This is a genomic window from Holdemanella porci (assembly GCF_009696075.1).
In the GTDB taxonomy this organism is placed as follows: domain Bacteria; phylum Bacillota_I; class Bacilli_A; order Erysipelotrichales; family Erysipelotrichaceae; genus Holdemanella; species Holdemanella porci.
In genome coordinates this window covers 1-15916 of the sequence record NZ_VUMR01000047.1, presented here as the reverse complement: position 1 = coordinate 15916, position 15916 = coordinate 1, and the positions used below count along the sequence as shown (strand labels likewise).

The following is a 15916-nucleotide window of genomic DNA, read 5'->3' as shown; positions in this document are numbered from 1 at the left end:
TAGAAAGAAAATGTTTGATGAATGAAGTGGATGTAATCAAAGTAGATCCAAGAAATACGAGTAAGATTGGAAAAGAAAAGTATACAAAGATCAAAGGACTGAGTGTACATTATTGTGCAGCCTATGTCATCAATCGAAGAGGCATGGGATTTGTGGATTAAATAAAGATAAATAATCAGAACCAGAAGTTTATGATATCTTACTGGATGATAGGTACATAGATCATGGATGAAATTCTGAAGTGTTTATAAATAAAGCATACAATAAAAACTCCATCGATAAAGACTGAATGGATCGGGATACCGAATGATTCAGAAAGATGGAGTGTATATTGAAATGTTACCGGACGACTGGAAACGAACCGGGCACGTCATTTAGGCGTGTGACTTTTTCGCTGAAAAAGTCTTTTCTTGTGGCTTCACTTGAACCACAACATCCTGATGTGGCTCTTTTTTTCGTGGAACGATTTCCAATACAGATAATAATTACTAAAATGACAGATATAATAATTGTTGGTAAGTTCATATGTTTAATCCTCCAATGAAAAAAATACACCAAATAGTTAGAATAGGAAAACCAAGTTAATTGTGTATAACTTTTTGTTGACATCGCTTTAAAGTAAGTGTAAACTAACTATGTTAGAATATACTAACCAGGAGGGTTCGATATGCCATTATCTTTTGCAAATTTAAATTCAGTCAATACAATCAAAAAAATTGGTGGTTCTAAAGAACAACAACGACACTTAGAAAACTTAGGCTTTGTGCCTGGGACTGTGATTGTGGTTGTGAGTAAAACCAATGGAAATGTAATTGTGAATGTTAAAGAAGTTCGAATAGCCATTAGTGAAGAACTCGCAAGAAAGATCATGGTGTAGAAAGGAGTAATTATGACTTTAAAGGAAGTTTCAATTGGTCAAACAGTGACTGTAAAGAAATTGTTTGGTCAAGGAGCAACAAAACGAAGAATTATGGATATGGGAATTACTAAAGGAGTAAGTGTAACTGTTCAAAAGGTAGCTCCATTAGGGGATCCTATTGAATTAACCGTTCGTGGATATCAATTATCGCTTCGTAAAGCCGACGCAGAAATGATTGAAGTAGAGTAAAGTTATAAATAGGAGGGAATTATGTCAATTCAAGTCGCATTAGCAGGTAATCCGAACTGTGGTAAAACTACATTGTTTAATGGTTTAACAGGTGCTACACAATATGTAGGTAACTGGCCAGGGGTTACAGTTGAGAAAAAAGAAGGAAAGTATAAAGAAGATAAAGATATTAAAATCACGGATTTACCAGGTATTTATTCATTATCACCATACACTTTGGAAGAAGTTGTATCTCGTGAATTTTTATTAAATGGAAATGTCGATGTTGTTTTAAACATCATTGATGGTTCTAACTTAGAAAGAAACTTATTTTTGACAACACAAATCTTAGAGTTGGGTATTCCAACTGTTGTCGCAATCAATATGTTGGATGTTATTGAAAAAAGAAAAGATTCAATTAACTATAAAAAGTTATCAAAAGAATTAGGTTGTCCTGTATTACCAATTTCAGCTTTGAAAAACACAGGAATCAAAGAGTTGATGGCTGAGGTAAAAAAGGTAGCGAATACGCAAAGCTTACCTAAAAACATTTATGCAGGTAAAGTACTAAATGCATTGAATACAATTGAAGCAAGTTTACCTTCAAGTATTGAAGCAAGTCGTCGTTTCTTCTATGCCATTAAATTATTTGAAAGAGATGATAAAATTGAAGCATCTATCAAGTCAAAGGCAGAAGCTAGTGTGATTGAAACTGTAGAAAAGTCAATGGATGATGATAGTGAATCAATTATTACAGATGCTCGTTATACATATATCACAAGTGTAATTAAAGATTGTTACAAAAAGGGATCAAAAGAAGTAATAACAACTTCAGATAAGATTGATCGTTTTGTCACAAACCGCGTTTTAGCACTTCCAATCTTTGCGCTTGTAATGTGGTTTGTATATTATATTTCAGTAACTACAGTAGGAACTATTGTAACTGACTGGACAAATGATGTATTGTTTGGTGAAATCATTCCGCCTGCAGTGGATAGATTCTTAGATGCGATTCAATGTGCAGATTGGTTACATGGATTGATTGTGGATGGTATTATTGGTGGTGTAGGAGCTGTTATTGGCTTTGTACCACAGATGTTAGTATTATTCTTCTTCTTAGCAATTTTAGAAGATTGTGGATATATGGCACGTGTTGCCTTTATCATGGACCGTATTTTCCGTAAGTTTGGATTATCTGGAAAATCATTTATTCCTATGTTGATTGGTACAGGATGTGGTGTACCTGCTGTTATGGCAAGTCGTACCATTGAAAGTGATCGTGATCGTAAGATGACTATCATGACAACGACATTTATTCCTTGTGGTGCCAAAATGCCAATTATTGGTTTAATTGCCGGTGCTATTTTCCATGGGGCTAGCTGGGTAGCTCCAAGTGCTTACTTTGTAGGTATGGCAGCTGTTATTGTTTCTGGTATTATGTTGAAGAAGACAAAATTATTTGCTGGAGACCCTGCACCATTTGTTATGGAAATGCCAGCATACCATATGCCTCGTGTGGTTAATGTATTAAGAAGTATGTGGGAGCGTGGTTCAAGCTTTATTAAAAAGGCTGGAACAATTATCTTATTATCGACAATCGTATTGTGGTTCTTACAAGAATTTGGATGGGAAAAAGGTGCGTTTGGCATGGTTGATGATATTGATCATTCAATTCTATCTTCAATTGGACAAACATTCGCATGGATCTTCTCACCACTTGGTTGGGGAGATTGGAAAGCTGCAGTTGCTAGTGTAACAGGTTTAATTGCCAAAGAAAATGTTGTCGCAACATTTGGACAATTATATGGATTTGCTGAAGTCGCTGAAGAAGGAAATGAATTCTGGGGACAATTATCCGCAAGCTTTACACCTCTAGCTGCCTATTCATTCATGATATTTAATTTATTGTGTGCTCCATGTTTTGCAGCAATGGGAGCTATCAAACGTGAAATGAATAACACAAAATGGTTCTGGATTGCCATTGGTTACCAATGTGGATTCGCTTATATATGTTCACTGATCGTTTATCAATTAGGCAGTTTATTCAATGGTGGATCTTTTGGATTTGGAACGATTGTAGGATTTATCTTATTGATTGTTTTAATTTATTTATTGGTTCGCCCATCAAAAGAAAGTGATACTGCTGAAGTTGAATTTGCGGTAAAATAATGTAAAAGGAGGGGTTTCCATGAATCTATCAACATTTCTAGTTCTATTGGTTGTATGTGCATGTGCAGGCTTAGCTTGTCGAAGCATTTATAAAGATAAAAAAAGCGGAAAATCAAGTTGTGGTGGAGGTTGTTCACATTGTGGCAGTCATTCGATGTGTGAAAATCCCAAGGCGTTTTTTGATCAAATAAAAAAAGAACAATTTAGTAAATAAGAGCATCGAAAGATGCTCTTTCTTTTGATATAATAGGTGCAAGAATCGAGGAAAATTAAAATGAATTTAAAAGAAAAATATGCAGACTTAATTGTTCGTTCAGGCTTGAATGTTCAAAAAGATCAAATAGTAGTTGTCCGTGCTAACGTAGAAATGAATGATTTTGTTCGTTTGATTGTGAAATCATGTTTTGATGTTGGCGCAAAAGATGTAATTGTTCGCTATAGTGATGATGAAATCAATCGTATGAGATATCTTTCAGGTAATCGTATGCCTTATGATTATGAAGCTTTATTCCATAATGAAACAGCTGAAAAAGGAGCTTGTTATTTGAGCTTAGTTGGTGAAGATCCTGATGGAATGAAGGGGGTAGAGCCAAAACTAATGGCAATTTATAGAAAGGCATTAAGAGAAATGACACAGCCATATCGTGATAAATTGGATTATATGCATGCAGCATGGTGTGTGGCCAGTGTTCCAACTATGGCTTGGGCTAAAAAGGTATATCCTGAATCAGAAGATGCATTATCTGATTTGTGGAATGCAGTATTAAAAATTAGTCGTGTAGACGAAAAGGATGCCAATGAAAACTGGAATGAGCATCGTGCATCTTTTGATAAGCGAGTTCATATTTTAAATCATTTAGATATCGAAAGTGTTCATTATACAAATTCTTTAGGAACTGATTTAGTAGTTGAACTTCCAGAAGGTTATGTATTTGCAGGTGGAGGATCCTTTTTAGATAATGGTAACTACTATTTCCCAAATATTCCTACAGAAGAAATTTTCTCGGCACCTAAAAAGACGGGTGTAAATGGTAAATTATATAGTGCTTTACCTTTGGCTTACAATGGTGCAATCGTAAAAGATTTCTGGTTTGAATTTAAGGATGGGCAAGTTGTTGATTATGATGCCAAAGAAGGAAAAGAGGTTTTGACTAGTATTTTAGAAACGGATGAAGGGTCAAAATATCTTGGTGAAATTGCCTTAGTTCCTTATGGATCGCCTATTAGTGCATTGGATACTTTGTTTTATGAAACACTAATTGATGAAAATGCTTCATGTCATTTTGCCTTGGGTGCAAGCTATAATGAATGCATTGAAAAAGGTTTAGAAATGAGTGAAGAAGAATTGTTGGAACATGGTATGAATCAATCGTTTACGCATGTAGATTTCATGGTAGGAACCAGTGATTTATCGATTGAAGCAACATTAAAAAATGGTAAAAAGATCCATATTTTCAAGGATGGTAAATACACAAGTGAATTTGACGAATATACATTAAATTAGTACAATATTATAATTGGAGGGATATTTATGGCAAATGAAAATGAAAAGAATCCCAGTGCTTTAGAAGAGCTTAGACGTCTAAAAAGAACGGATCGAATTAAATCTTTAGATATACATGAACCAGAATTACATGATTTTAATGCTGAAAACATTTTCCATATTGATGAAGAGCCAGAAAAGAAAACCATCTTTGGAAAACGAAGTGCAAAAACACATGTAAAAATCAATGAGAATATTTTTGACGATGAAGTTGCAGAGTCAGTAGATATTACGCCTAGTACTTCAATTGAAGAAGTAGAGGCACCTATTGAAAAGCATGTTGTGGAAGAGCCAAAAGTAGATGATAAGCCATTGGTTGAAAATAAGCCAAAATTCATTGAAGAAGAACCTAAAAAGATCGTTGTTGAAAAATTAGATGTTGATGATGATTTTACAACAGAATCAATTGAAAACGAATTAAAGTCTTTTAACGCGAAACCAATTGAGGAAGAACAACCAGTTCTAGAAGTATCGGATGATGAAGAGGATTTTGAGGACGAATATGAGGATGACGATGAAGGTGAAGATGAAGATCTTTATGAGGAAAGAAAGAAATTCTTATATGCGGAATATCCAAAAATAGAACAATATCTTCAAGATAAATCCAGTGAAGGTTATCACTTTGTGCGTCAAGAAGGAAAGAAATATTTCTTTAGAAAAGGGCAGCCAAAAACGTATTATTATTCAATGAACTATTTTGTGGATGAGCCAGATGCAGATCAATGGCGCGAGTGGGAATCTGATGGATGGAAATTGGTTTCTAAATCAGACGGTAAAAAGAAAAGTGATGCGGGTTGGTTTACTTTTAGAAACGAAGAAGAAGATGGAGAATATCGTAAAGAAATTAATAATGATTCAGAAAAATTCAGTTTCTTTAAGAAATATTCAAGTTCATGTCGCTCAACAATGTTCTTAGTGTTTATTTGTATGGCTTGTTGCGTTGTGACAGGACTATTACAAGTGTATTTCCAAGGCTATTTAGCAGGAATCGCATTATGTGCAGGTCTATTCTTAATTTCATTTATTGTATTCTGTATGTATGGCAGAATGCTTAGAAAATCTAAGAAGAGGGCTCGTGAATTAAAATCTAAATTAAGGATTCGTGAAAGTCGTGCAATCGAAGAAAGTAAAGATTTCTATGATACTTCTGAAAGTGAAGAAGAATTAGATACAGATTGGAATACTTTAGAACAGCATACGGGTAAAGAAAAGAAACATCTATTCAGACGTGTAGATCGTGAAGATGATGAGGATGAAGAGTAAAAAGGAGGCAAATCTGTAGTCTCTTTTTTTATACCCCTTATAAAAATGTCAAATGGGTATAAAGGGTGTAAAAGGCAGCAAGTCAAGATGTATATAGTAACATTATTGATTAGAGAATTACTGTCATGGAAATGAAAAAAGGACAGTGAAATAGTGTCATATAAAAATTCTATAAGAAATTGCATAAGCAATGTACTATTGCTTCTTTTTCATTTAATTGATTTATCGTGGAGAAAATACAGAAATGGATACTGTTCAGTACTTAAAGTTGAAGATTACTTAAAAAGTTTGTAGAAAACAAGGTAAGGGGCGAGATTTAGTAGAGTCTCGCCTTTTTTCTTTGTTTCGAATTGGGAATATTTAATTCCTTTCGATATTTTGATATGGTTCTTCTTGATGCGTATAGTTCCATATTTACGAGTTCTTCTACAATTTCTTCATCTTGTAGAGGATTTTCTGGATTTTCAACTTCAATCAATAATTGAATGGCCTTTTGAATAGAGTCTTTACTGCTTCCTTTGTGTGTCTTTGAAATAAATAAATCTTTTACAGGATAGATATGATCATTAAATTCATAATATTTATCACTCAGAGTCCTAGAAACGGTTGAAATCGAGTAGCCAGATTCTTGAGCAATTTCTTTAAGTGTGCATTCTTTTAAATCATCTTGAAATAGAAAATAATTCTTTTGATGCGTGATCAATATATTTGCGAGTAGAAGAATGGTTTTGTTTCGACGGTTGATACTATCTATATAAAACTTAGCTTCATTTAAATATTTTTTAGCTTCTTTTGACAATTTTACTTCTTCACAATGAAGCGATAGATTTCCCATTTCTTTGGGGATGATTTTTAATTGACCTTCATCAATTTCAATTGTGAATTCAGGTAAAGCTAAATTTGTCGTACTTTCTGTGTCATATTCACTGCAAGGAAATGGATTGCATTCTTGCATGTGTGCTAATTCATCAAATACGGATTCATAAGATATACCTAAAGATTCAGAAATTATATAGAAATCTTTTTCTTCAAGTTCTTTTGAATAATTCTTTAAAATAGTGTATGCGATTATATAGCCTTTTTCTTTTAATTGAATTATTAAAGAATCAATACTGTTTTTAGCGGCCACACCAATGGGGTCAAAGGTTTGAATGAAAGAGAGTGTTTCTTCAAACTGTGTTTTAGTACATTTTAAGTCCGATAGGACAGTTTGGATTTCTTGATCAAAGAAGCCATGACTATCTAAGGATTCAATAATATAATGGGCAATGGGTTCATTGTATTTTTTAGTGCTTGTATGCAGCTGTAAATAAAGTTCATCCTTTAGACTTGGCTTATTGGAAATGCCTGCTTCAAGATATTGTTGGATATCTTGACTTGGAGTGTATTCTAAAAAGGGATTATTTTGACTGACATTATACAAGAGATCTGATAAAGTCTGTCTATCTTTACTTAATATTTCTAGATGCGACTTTAAACCCGTTGTCATATGGAGTGTTTGTTTGTAGGTATGTGTATAAATCAAATCTTGTTTCATATGTATATATGTTATACCATATTATGGTATAATAATTCAAAAAAAGTGGAGGGGTCGTATGATAGAAAAAATATTGGCATATATTTTGGCACGTTGTATTAATAGTGAATTTGATCAAACAACAGTTGCCTTGATCAGTGAAAATTTAAAGATTAGCCGCTCACAGGTGTCTGTTGTATTAAATAAATTAGTAAAAGAAAATAAGTTGATTCGAATTGAATCAAAACCGTTTTGTTTCATTTCGGTTGAATATTTGAAAGAAAAGTCAATTCCTTTTAAAGATAGTGTATATGCAAGTTTAGATGATTTATTGACAAATCAGGAAAAGAAGGATTTTGAAAAACTAGTAGGCATGAATCATTCTTTGGCTCAAACGGTTAAACAATGTAAAGCTACCATTTCATATCCTCCTAATGGGTTGCCTATGTTACTTTATGGACCTACGGGAACGGGTAAGTCTTTAATTGCAAAGTTGACGTATGAGTGGGCAAGAAATCAGGGAGTCATTTCAAAAGATGGACAATTTGTGCAGGTGAACTGTAGTGAATATGCGAACAATCCTGAATTATTAACAGCCAATCTATTTGGTCATGTCAAAGGTGCTTTTACAGGTGCTGAAAAAGATAATGAGGGTTTGATTGCCTTAGCTGATAATGGTGTTTTATTTTTGGATGAGGTGCATGAATTAAAGGCGGAATGCCAGGAAAAGTTGTTCTTGTTTATGGATCAAGGCATTTATCATCGTGTGGGGGATAATGAAAAGTGGTACAAGTCTAATGTTCGTATTGTATTTGCGACTACAGAAAATCCGGATAAAGTGTTGTTAAAAACATTAATGCGACGTATTCCCATGACAATCACTATTCCTAATCTTGAACAAAGAGGTACACAAGAGCGCATAGAGCTGTTGTATAACATTTTTAGTCAGGAAGAAAAACGTTTAGATTGTCAGATCAAGATGAGCAGTAAAGTGTATAATGCGCTGTTACAAAGTAAGATGCCAGGTAATATTGGTCAATTAAAGAGTAGCGTGCAGTCTTGTTGTATCAATTCTTTATTTGATAAGGTCAATGACGAATTAGTGATTCATTTGGATAGTTTGCCTAAAGATCTTTTACAGCAGGTTTATGCGAATCAAAAAACGGTCTTGGACGATGATGAATATATATATGTGGATGATTTGCAGGGGTACTATAATGGGACAAAAGAAATTCTTCAATTAAATGATAGCTTGTTGGCGTGTTATCGAAAATATAAAGAGGAACATACAAGCTTGTCGGATTTTATGGCAAAAGAAAAGAATTATGTTCAAAAATATTTTGATAACTTGATATTTAGAAAGAAAGAATCGAGTCAGGTCGATTATTATAATCGTGGTGTGCAGCATATCTTTAACTTGATTGAATCGCGGTATGGATTAAAAATTACAAATAATGAAACGTTAGCTATCGCATCTTATTTAGATGAGATTCATCATGAATATCATGATTTAAGAAGCTGGTTTTTAAAACATGAAGAAGAGTGTGATGATTTATATCAATTGTTGCAAGAAGAATTTTTTAGAGCGACCAATGTATCTTTAGAAATTTGTACGTATTTAAAGTCCTATCTAGAAATGGACATGTATTCCATTATTATTTGTACATTTATCTTCTATGTTTATAATGTACAAAAAGATTCAAGGCTTTCTCAAAAAGCAGCCGTTGTACTATCTCATGGTTTTTCTACGGCTTCTAGTATTGCGGATGCCGCCAATCGTTTTTTAGGACAATATATTTTTGATGCGCTAGATATGCCTTTATATATTGATACGGCTACAATGATTGAGAAATTGAATCGGTATTTGGATCGTATTGGCAAGGTCAAAGAATTGTATCTATTAGTGGATATGGGTAGTTTGGAAGATATTTATAAAGGTTTGCATATAGAGAATGCGAATATTGGAATTATCAACAATGTGAGTACTCCAATTGCTTTAGAAATTGGAAATGGAATTCGTAATAATGTAGAGATGGAGAGCATACTACAAAAAACGATTGATGCTTTCCGTGTCAATTTTGCGTATCATATTGAAAAGCATCAACAAAAACAGCCAGTCATTCTATGTTCTTGCGCAAGTGGATTGGGTACGGCCAAGAAATTAAAGTCTATGTTGGAGCAATCTTTTCCAGATGGTATCAATTTAGATGTGAAGACGTTGAATTATTCGGAATTGATTGAATTAGGTAAAAAGAACAATGTATTTGAAGAATATGATGTTTTATGTGTACTTGGTACGTTAGATCCAAATATGGAGGACATTCCATTTGTGGGTATTGAAGATTTGATTATTGAAGATACATTTGGTGATTTCAATCAATACTTCAAGGATTATATGGATGAAGAACAGCTGGCTTTGTTTGATAAAAATATTCTACATAATTTCTCATTGAGTAATATTATGAATGCACTAACGATATTAAATCCGGCAAAACTATTAGAGCAGGTTGCCAATGCGATTGATGTTTTACAAAAGTATGTTGGGGTTCGTTTCAGCAATCGAACTTGTTTTGGATTGTACGTACACATTTGTTGTTTGATCGAAAGACTTGTTGTTTCAAGAAATGCTGAGTATGATCTAAGCTTGGATTTCTTAAATGAACACAAAGATTTTGTAGACTATGTTAAGAAGGCGTTTAAGCAAGTAGAAGATTTCTATGGTGTAGACATTCCTACAGAGGAAATGGTTCATATTTATAATTATGTGAAGAATAACTAGTAAAGATGGGGAAACTCATCTTTTTTTGTAAACTTATTTCTATGGCACAATATTTGCTTGTATATAAGTGAATGACGTAATACAGAAAGGAGAAAGATGAATGAGTAGAGTAATATTTGCCTCACATGGAGGATTATCTAAAGGAATGAAAGATTCAGTTTCTATGATCGTTGGAGATTTAGCTAAAGATGTAGAAACATATAGTTTGCTTCCTGGGCAAAATCCTGAAGATTATTATCTAGAACTTTTGAAAGAAGCAAAAGAAAGTGAAGAACAAATCGTAATCTTGTGTGATATCAAAGGTGGTAGTGTTCACACAGCATTATCTAAACTTGCAGTATTAGATAATGTAATGGTTTTTTCAGGAATGAACATGGGATTGGCATTAGATGTAGTAATGAAAAGCTTGGGCCAAAATCTTGAATTAGCAGATGCGAACGATTTGATTGAAGCAGCTAAAGAGGGAATGACAGTTATGAATGGTATGACAAGCGAAGATGATGAAGATTTCTAATAGGAGGAGAAAAAAATGATCAAATTATTAAGAGTGGATCACAGATTGTTACATGGTCAAGTTGCTTTTTCTTGGAAAAATGCAGTTGAAGCAGATTGTATCTTAATTGCGTGCGATGCAGTTATGAAAGATGATTTAAGAAAAACATCAATTAAGTTGGCAAAACCAAGTGGTGTTAAATTAGTTATTAAAAATATGGATGATGCAGTAAATGCGATCAACAGTGGTGTTACAGACAAATACAAATTATTGACTGTAGTTGAATCTATTAAGGATGCTGAAAGATTGTGTAAAGAGTGCAATATCAATAAATTAAATCTTGGTGGTACTAAAGCTACTGCTGAAACTCGTAATATTTCAAAGGCAGTGAATATTACTCCAGCAGAAGAAACAATTTTAAAAGGATTATGTGAATCAGGTGTGGATGTAACAATTCAGATGGTTCCAGAAGATAGTCCAGTAAACGTAAAGAAAGTATTATAGGAGGAGAAATATGTTATTACAAGCAATTTTACTTGGCTTGGTAGCAATGCTTGGAAATGCTGAATATTTGTTCGGTACAAGCTTGTTGTCAAGACCATTGGTTATGGGAGCTTTGACAGGCGTTGTACTTGGTGATATCCCAACAGGTGTTACTTTAGGGGCAACATTAGAATTAGCATTTATGGGAGCTTTCTCAATCGGAGCTAGTATTCCACCTGAAATGATTTCAGGAACCGTATTAGGAACAGCTTTCACAATCACAACAGGAGCAGGACCAGAAACTGCATTGACTGTTGGTTTACCAGTTGCTTCATTGGTTTTAATCGCAAAGAACGTTGGAATGGTATTTATTTTACCTCCATTTGTTCACAAAGCAGATAAATATGCAGCTGAAGGAAATATGGCTGGCGTTGCTAGAATGCACTTCTTAGGTGGATTCTTCGGTGTTAACTTGATTATTGGTGTTATCGTAGCATGTGGATACTATGCAGGTGGACCTGCTGTACAGGCTTTATTAAATGTAATTCCTGAATGGATCTCAAATGGTTTACAAATCACAATGGGCTTATTACCTGCAATTGGATTTGGCTTATTGTTAATGATGATTATGGACAAAAAAGTTGCATGTTTCTTCTTCTTAGGATTCGCATTAAGCGTATACTTAGGAATTCCAGTAACTGCAATCGCAATTTTTGGAACTATCATCGCTATCGTATTGACTCAATTACGTAGCAACTCAGCTCAGACAGCTACAGAAGGAGGATTAGACGAAGATGACGACTTCTAATAAATTAACAAAAAAAGAATTAAATCAAGTATTCTGGCGTTCATTCGGAATGGAATGGGACTGGAACTATGAAAGACAGATGAACATGGCATACTGCTACTGTATGTTACCAGTAATCAAAAAATTGTATTCAAATAAAGAAGACCAAATTGCAGCTATGCAACGTCACTTGGAATTCTTCAATACAACACCTCAATTGTCAACATTGATTCTTGGTATCAGTGCTGCTATGGAAGAAAGTAACGCAAATGATCCTAACTTCGATACAGAAAGTATCAACAGTGTAAAAGTTTCATTGATGGGACCTTTAGCTGGTATTGGTGACTCATTCATCTGGGGAACATTACGTATCATCGCTACTGGTGTTGGTCTATCATTAGCGAACCAAGGAAATATCTTAGGACCAATCTTATTCTTATTGATCTTCAATATTCCTGCTCAGGGATTACGTTATTACTTAATGAACGCTGGTTATAAATTAGGTAGTGGATTCTTGGCTAAGATCCAGGAAAATGGATTGATGTCAAAACTTACTTATGCAGCAAGCGTTTTAGGATTGATGGTTGTTGGTGGTATGACTGCTGAAAACGTTTCCATCCAATTCCCATTGGCATTTGGTTCTGGTGATGAAGCAACTACATTAAATGATGTATTCAACAATATCATGCCTGGTTTAATGCCATTATTATTCACATTATTGGTTTACTACTTATTGAAAAAGAAAAATATTAAGACAACCACATTGTTGTTATTGTGTGTCGCAATCGGATTGATTGGCTCATTCTTTGGTATCTTAGGTTGTTAATAAATTTAAATAAATGGAGGAAAAGAAAATGATTAAATTTAATGAACAAGAAAAAATCGATAGCGTAAATGGAGCATTGGCTCTACGCCCTCAAATCAACAAAATCGTTGATGAAATCTGCGAACGTGGATATTCAAACATCTGCTGGTTAGGTGTTGGTGGTACTTGGGCAAGTGCTATGCAGGCTACAGTACACATGAAAGAGATGAGTGCTATTGAAACTTGGGCAGAAAATGCTGCTGAATACTTAACTACAGGAAACAAACGTATTACTAAAGATACAGTTGTTATTATCTCTTCTGTAACTGGAAATACTAAAGAAGTTGTTGATGCTATCAAAAAAATCAAAGCAGAAGTTGGCGCTACAGTTATCTCATTTGTTGATGCTAAAGAAGCTATCTTATTAGACTTAGCAGACTACAAGATCTCTTATCCAGTTAACGAACAATTAAAGTTCTTCATGGTTGCTGACCGCTTCATGTTCAACAATGGTGAATTCGAAGACTACGAAGATATGTATGCAGAATTTGACAAATACTTGGCTCAAGCTTTAGTAGAAGTTGAAAAGAAAGCTGAACCATTTGCTGTTGAATTTGCTAAAAAACACTGGAATGACGAAATGCACTACTTTGTAGGTGCTGGAAATCAATGGGGAGCTACTTACTCATACGCAATGTGCTATTGGGAAGAACAATTATGGTTAAAGACTAAATCAATCTCATCTAATGAATTTTTCCACGGTATGTTTGAAATCGTAACTAAAGAAACTCCAGTTACAATCTATATCGGTGAAGATGCTCAACGTCCATTGTCTGAGCGTGTAGCTAACTTTATTCCTAGAATTTGTGAAAACTACACAATTATTGACTCTAAAGATTACGAATTAAAGGGAATTAGTGAAAAATATCGTAAACACTTATCTCACCATGTAATGCACGCTGTAAACAACAGAATTGATGTTCACATGGAAATCGAAACTCGTCACCCAATGGAAATCCGTCGTTATTACAGAAGATTAGAATACTAAAATATAAAGGTGGAACCATTCCACCTTTTATATGTTGTTTAGGGAGGAACATATGGAAAAATTAACAATGCTTGATTATGTGAAAGAAACACCGGGCGTATTAAGAACAAATATTGAACAATACACTGCATTGGTTGAACCATTGATGAAAGAAGTGCAAAAAAAAGAAATCAAACGTATTTTGCTTGTTGCTTCTGGATCGAGTCATAATGCATGTTATTGTGCTCGAAGTTTTGTGGAAAAAGTGAGTGGTTTAGAAGTTAGAATCATTACCCCATATACATTTACGTATTATGAAAATGATATTAAAGAAAACGACTTAGTCTTAGTGGTTACACAGAGTGGTTTAAGTACAAATGCAATTGAAGCATTAAAAATCATTAAGAAAAACCAATGTAGAGCAATTTGTTTAACTGGAAATAAGAATAGTGATGTAAAAGATGTTGCGGATGTTGTGATTGAATATGGTGTTGGCGAAGAATTAGTTGGCTATGTCACAAAGGGTGTTTCCTCACTTGCGCTATTCTTAGATTTATTCGCAATTGCGTATTCTGGTAAGAATGAATATTTAGAAGAGTTAAAAAAAGCTGTCCATTTAAATGAAGAAATGATTGGTAAGGCTACAAACTTTATTCAGTTACACTATAAAGAATTCTCATCTATGTCTTGGGTTTACAGTTGTGGAGCGGGAGCCAATTATGGAACAGCACTTGAAAGTGCATTAAAAATGGGTGAAACCATTCATATTCCAAGTTGCTGCTACGAAATTGAAGAATATATTCATGGTCCGAATTTACAATTAACGCCACAATACAATGTGATTTTCTTTGATGGAAACGATGTGGCAAGTCATCGTGTGGAACAAGTATATAAGGCTACACGCAAAGTAAGTGAGCGTGCTTATTTGATTTCAAATAATCCTGGATTAGCAGATGATGATCATGTTTTAAGTTTGAGTGATACTGTATCTAGTGAATTATGTCCACTTGTATATCTACCATTTGTACAACTATTAAGCTTTATTATTTCAGATGACTTACATTCTATTTATCAACATCCTTTATTAAAGGAATTTAAGGCTATTGCGGCTGCAAAAACGGAGAATTTTGTAAATTATGACGGCGATGATTAATACAGTAATTTTTGATATGGACGGATTAATGTTTGATACAGAAACACTTTATATTGATGTATTTGAAGATGTTTGTAAAAAACATGGTCACGCTTTTCCAAGAGAATATTTTTTAGGGATGTTAGGCACAAGTCATTTTGACTATTCGATCTACCGTAAGGAATATCCATGGCTTGAGGATATGCTGGAAATCGCAGATGATGTGTTCACTTCCTATTATGATGAGCGCTTTGCGATTCCGGGTTCTGCCAATAAATATGGTCTTGAAGAATTACATGATTATTTAAAGGAAACAGGATATAAAATCTGTATAGCCTCTAGTTCAAGTGTTTCTCATATTAAGAAGTTAGTAGGAAACTGTGGATTTGATTTTCAAGCAGATTTGATGCTTTCATCACAAGATGAATATGCGTCAAAGCCAGCTCCCGATTTATTTTTGGCATGTGCAAAAAAGATGAGAGTAAAGCCTGAAAATTGTATCGTACTTGAAGATAGTAAAAATGGAATTCGTGCGGCGTATAATGCAAATATGCGAAGAGTTTGGATTCCAGATCAAGTCCCATTTAATGAAGACGACATGAAATATGTTGATCTTCAGTGTAAGAATTTAAAAGAAGTAATCGATATATTAGAAGCAATGTAACGTTGCTTCTTTTCTTGTTACGCTATATTTGTTTTTATACCAAGTATATGGAAATCAATATTGATATTTTCTTTACCATTACTGGTTGGAAATTTATTTCAACAATTATACAATACAGTTGATTCTTATGTGGTAGGAAACTTTGTCAGCTCACATGCCCTTGCAGCT

The 15916-nt window shown here is 34.0% G+C and carries 15 protein-coding genes; 14 read left to right on the top strand and 1 reads right to left on the bottom strand.

Going from position 1 to position 15916, the window contains the following annotated elements:
• Positions 1–667: 667 nt before the first annotated feature.
• The 6 genes from FYJ55_RS08200 to FYJ55_RS08175 are packed head-to-tail and all read left to right on the top strand — an operon-like array spanning position 668 to position 6062.
• Entirely contained in the window at positions 668–877 is a 210-nt protein-coding gene (locus tag FYJ55_RS08200; RefSeq protein ID WP_154556418.1) for a FeoA family protein, read from the top strand.
• A 12-nt stretch (positions 878–889) separates the two neighbouring features.
• Positions 890–1108 (top strand): FeoA family protein, encoded by a 219-nt coding sequence (locus FYJ55_RS08195; protein WP_154556417.1) that lies wholly within the window; start codon positions 890–892, stop codon positions 1106–1108.
• Between the two features lie 21 nt (positions 1109–1129).
• Positions 1130–3256: a ferrous iron transport protein B gene (feoB, locus tag FYJ55_RS08190; RefSeq protein WP_154556416.1), complete on the top strand. Its 2127-nt coding sequence runs from the start codon at positions 1130–1132 to the stop codon at positions 3254–3256.
• Positions 3257–3275: 19 nt separating this feature from the next.
• Positions 3276–3470: a FeoB-associated Cys-rich membrane protein gene (locus tag FYJ55_RS08185; RefSeq protein ID WP_154556415.1), complete on the top strand. Its 195-nt coding sequence runs from the start codon at positions 3276–3278 to the stop codon at positions 3468–3470.
• Positions 3471–3530: 60 nt separating this feature from the next.
• Positions 3531–4760, top strand: coding sequence for an aminopeptidase (locus FYJ55_RS08180; RefSeq protein ID WP_154556414.1), 1230 nt, complete (start codon positions 3531–3533; stop codon positions 4758–4760).
• Between the two features lie 27 nt (positions 4761–4787).
• Positions 4788–6062, top strand: a complete 1275-nt coding sequence (locus tag FYJ55_RS08175) for a DUF2812 domain-containing protein (protein WP_154556413.1) — start codon at positions 4788–4790, stop codon at positions 6060–6062.
• A 316-nt stretch (positions 6063–6378) separates the two neighbouring features.
• Here FYJ55_RS08175 and FYJ55_RS08170 read toward each other — a convergent pair whose 3' ends face one another.
• Entirely contained in the window at positions 6379–7599 is a 1221-nt protein-coding gene (locus FYJ55_RS08170; RefSeq protein WP_154556412.1) for an RNA polymerase factor sigma-54, read from the bottom strand.
• A gap of 58 nt (positions 7600–7657) precedes the next feature.
• On the opposite strand from FYJ55_RS08170, the gene FYJ55_RS08165 reads away from it, so the two are divergent.
• The 8 genes from FYJ55_RS08165 (at position 7658) to FYJ55_RS08130 (ending at position 15748) form a co-directional block, all read left to right on the top strand.
• Entirely contained in the window at positions 7658–10357 is a 2700-nt protein-coding gene (locus FYJ55_RS08165; RefSeq protein ID WP_154556411.1) for a sigma 54-interacting transcriptional regulator, read from the top strand.
• 100 nt (positions 10358–10457) lie between these two features.
• Positions 10458–10871 carry a PTS sugar transporter subunit IIA gene (locus tag FYJ55_RS08160; protein ID WP_154556410.1) on the top strand — a complete coding sequence of 138 codons (414 nt, stop codon included), beginning with the start codon at positions 10458–10460 and terminating at the stop codon, positions 10869–10871.
• A gap of 15 nt (positions 10872–10886) precedes the next feature.
• Complete coding sequence (locus FYJ55_RS08155; RefSeq protein ID WP_154556409.1) at positions 10887–11354, top strand: PTS sugar transporter subunit IIB; 468 nt, start codon at positions 10887–10889, stop codon at positions 11352–11354.
• Positions 11355–11364: 10 nt separating this feature from the next.
• On the top strand, positions 11365–12141 hold the full coding sequence (locus FYJ55_RS08150; RefSeq protein WP_154556408.1) for a PTS mannose/fructose/sorbose/N-acetylgalactosamine transporter subunit IIC: 777 nt from the start codon (positions 11365–11367) through the stop codon (positions 12139–12141).
• Positions 12128–12946 carry a PTS system mannose/fructose/sorbose family transporter subunit IID gene (locus FYJ55_RS08145; protein WP_154556407.1) on the top strand — a complete coding sequence of 273 codons (819 nt, stop codon included), beginning with the start codon at positions 12128–12130 and terminating at the stop codon, positions 12944–12946. Before FYJ55_RS08150 ends, FYJ55_RS08145 begins: the two co-directional genes overlap by 14 nt.
• A 28-nt stretch (positions 12947–12974) precedes the next feature.
• On the top strand, positions 12975–13973 hold the full coding sequence (locus FYJ55_RS08140; protein WP_195836702.1) for an SIS domain-containing protein: 999 nt from the start codon (positions 12975–12977) through the stop codon (positions 13971–13973).
• A 52-nt stretch (positions 13974–14025) separates the two neighbouring features.
• Positions 14026–15105, top strand: a complete 1080-nt coding sequence (locus FYJ55_RS08135) for an SIS domain-containing protein (protein ID WP_154556405.1) — start codon at positions 14026–14028, stop codon at positions 15103–15105.
• Positions 15089–15748 (top strand): HAD family hydrolase, encoded by a 660-nt coding sequence (locus FYJ55_RS08130; RefSeq protein ID WP_154556404.1) that lies wholly within the window; start codon positions 15089–15091, stop codon positions 15746–15748. Before FYJ55_RS08135 ends, FYJ55_RS08130 begins: the two co-directional genes overlap by 17 nt.
• Positions 15749–15916 lie beyond the last annotated feature (168 nt).

Bases quoted from the DNA above. Each gene is read 5' to 3' on its own strand.
- FYJ55_RS08200 (WP_154556418.1), top strand. From the start codon at position 668: ATGCCATTATCTTTTGCAAATTTAAATTCAGTCAATACAATCAAAAAA.
- FYJ55_RS08195 (WP_154556417.1), top strand. From the start codon at position 890: ATGACTTTAAAGGAAGTTTCAATTGGTCAAACAGTGACTGTAAAGAAA.
- feoB (WP_154556416.1), top strand. From the start codon at position 1,130: ATGTCAATTCAAGTCGCATTAGCAGGTAATCCGAACTGTGGTAAAACT.
- FYJ55_RS08185 (WP_154556415.1), top strand. From the start codon at position 3,276: ATGAATCTATCAACATTTCTAGTTCTATTGGTTGTATGTGCATGTGCA.
- FYJ55_RS08180 (WP_154556414.1), top strand. From the start codon at position 3,531: ATGAATTTAAAAGAAAAATATGCAGACTTAATTGTTCGTTCAGGCTTG.
- FYJ55_RS08175 (WP_154556413.1), top strand. From the start codon at position 4,788: ATGGCAAATGAAAATGAAAAGAATCCCAGTGCTTTAGAAGAGCTTAGA.
- FYJ55_RS08170 (WP_154556412.1), bottom strand. From the start codon at position 7,599: ATGAAACAAGATTTGATTTATACACATACCTACAAACAAACACTCCAT.
- FYJ55_RS08165 (WP_154556411.1), top strand. From the start codon at position 7,658: ATGATAGAAAAAATATTGGCATATATTTTGGCACGTTGTATTAATAGT.
- FYJ55_RS08160 (WP_154556410.1), top strand. From the start codon at position 10,458: ATGAGTAGAGTAATATTTGCCTCACATGGAGGATTATCTAAAGGAATG.
- FYJ55_RS08155 (WP_154556409.1), top strand. From the start codon at position 10,887: ATGATCAAATTATTAAGAGTGGATCACAGATTGTTACATGGTCAAGTT.
- FYJ55_RS08150 (WP_154556408.1), top strand. From the start codon at position 11,365: ATGTTATTACAAGCAATTTTACTTGGCTTGGTAGCAATGCTTGGAAAT.
- FYJ55_RS08145 (WP_154556407.1), top strand. From the start codon at position 12,128: ATGACGACTTCTAATAAATTAACAAAAAAAGAATTAAATCAAGTATTC.
- FYJ55_RS08140 (WP_195836702.1), top strand. From the start codon at position 12,975: ATGATTAAATTTAATGAACAAGAAAAAATCGATAGCGTAAATGGAGCA.
- FYJ55_RS08135 (WP_154556405.1), top strand. From the start codon at position 14,026: ATGGAAAAATTAACAATGCTTGATTATGTGAAAGAAACACCGGGCGTA.
- FYJ55_RS08130 (WP_154556404.1), top strand. From the start codon at position 15,089: ATGACGGCGATGATTAATACAGTAATTTTTGATATGGACGGATTAATG.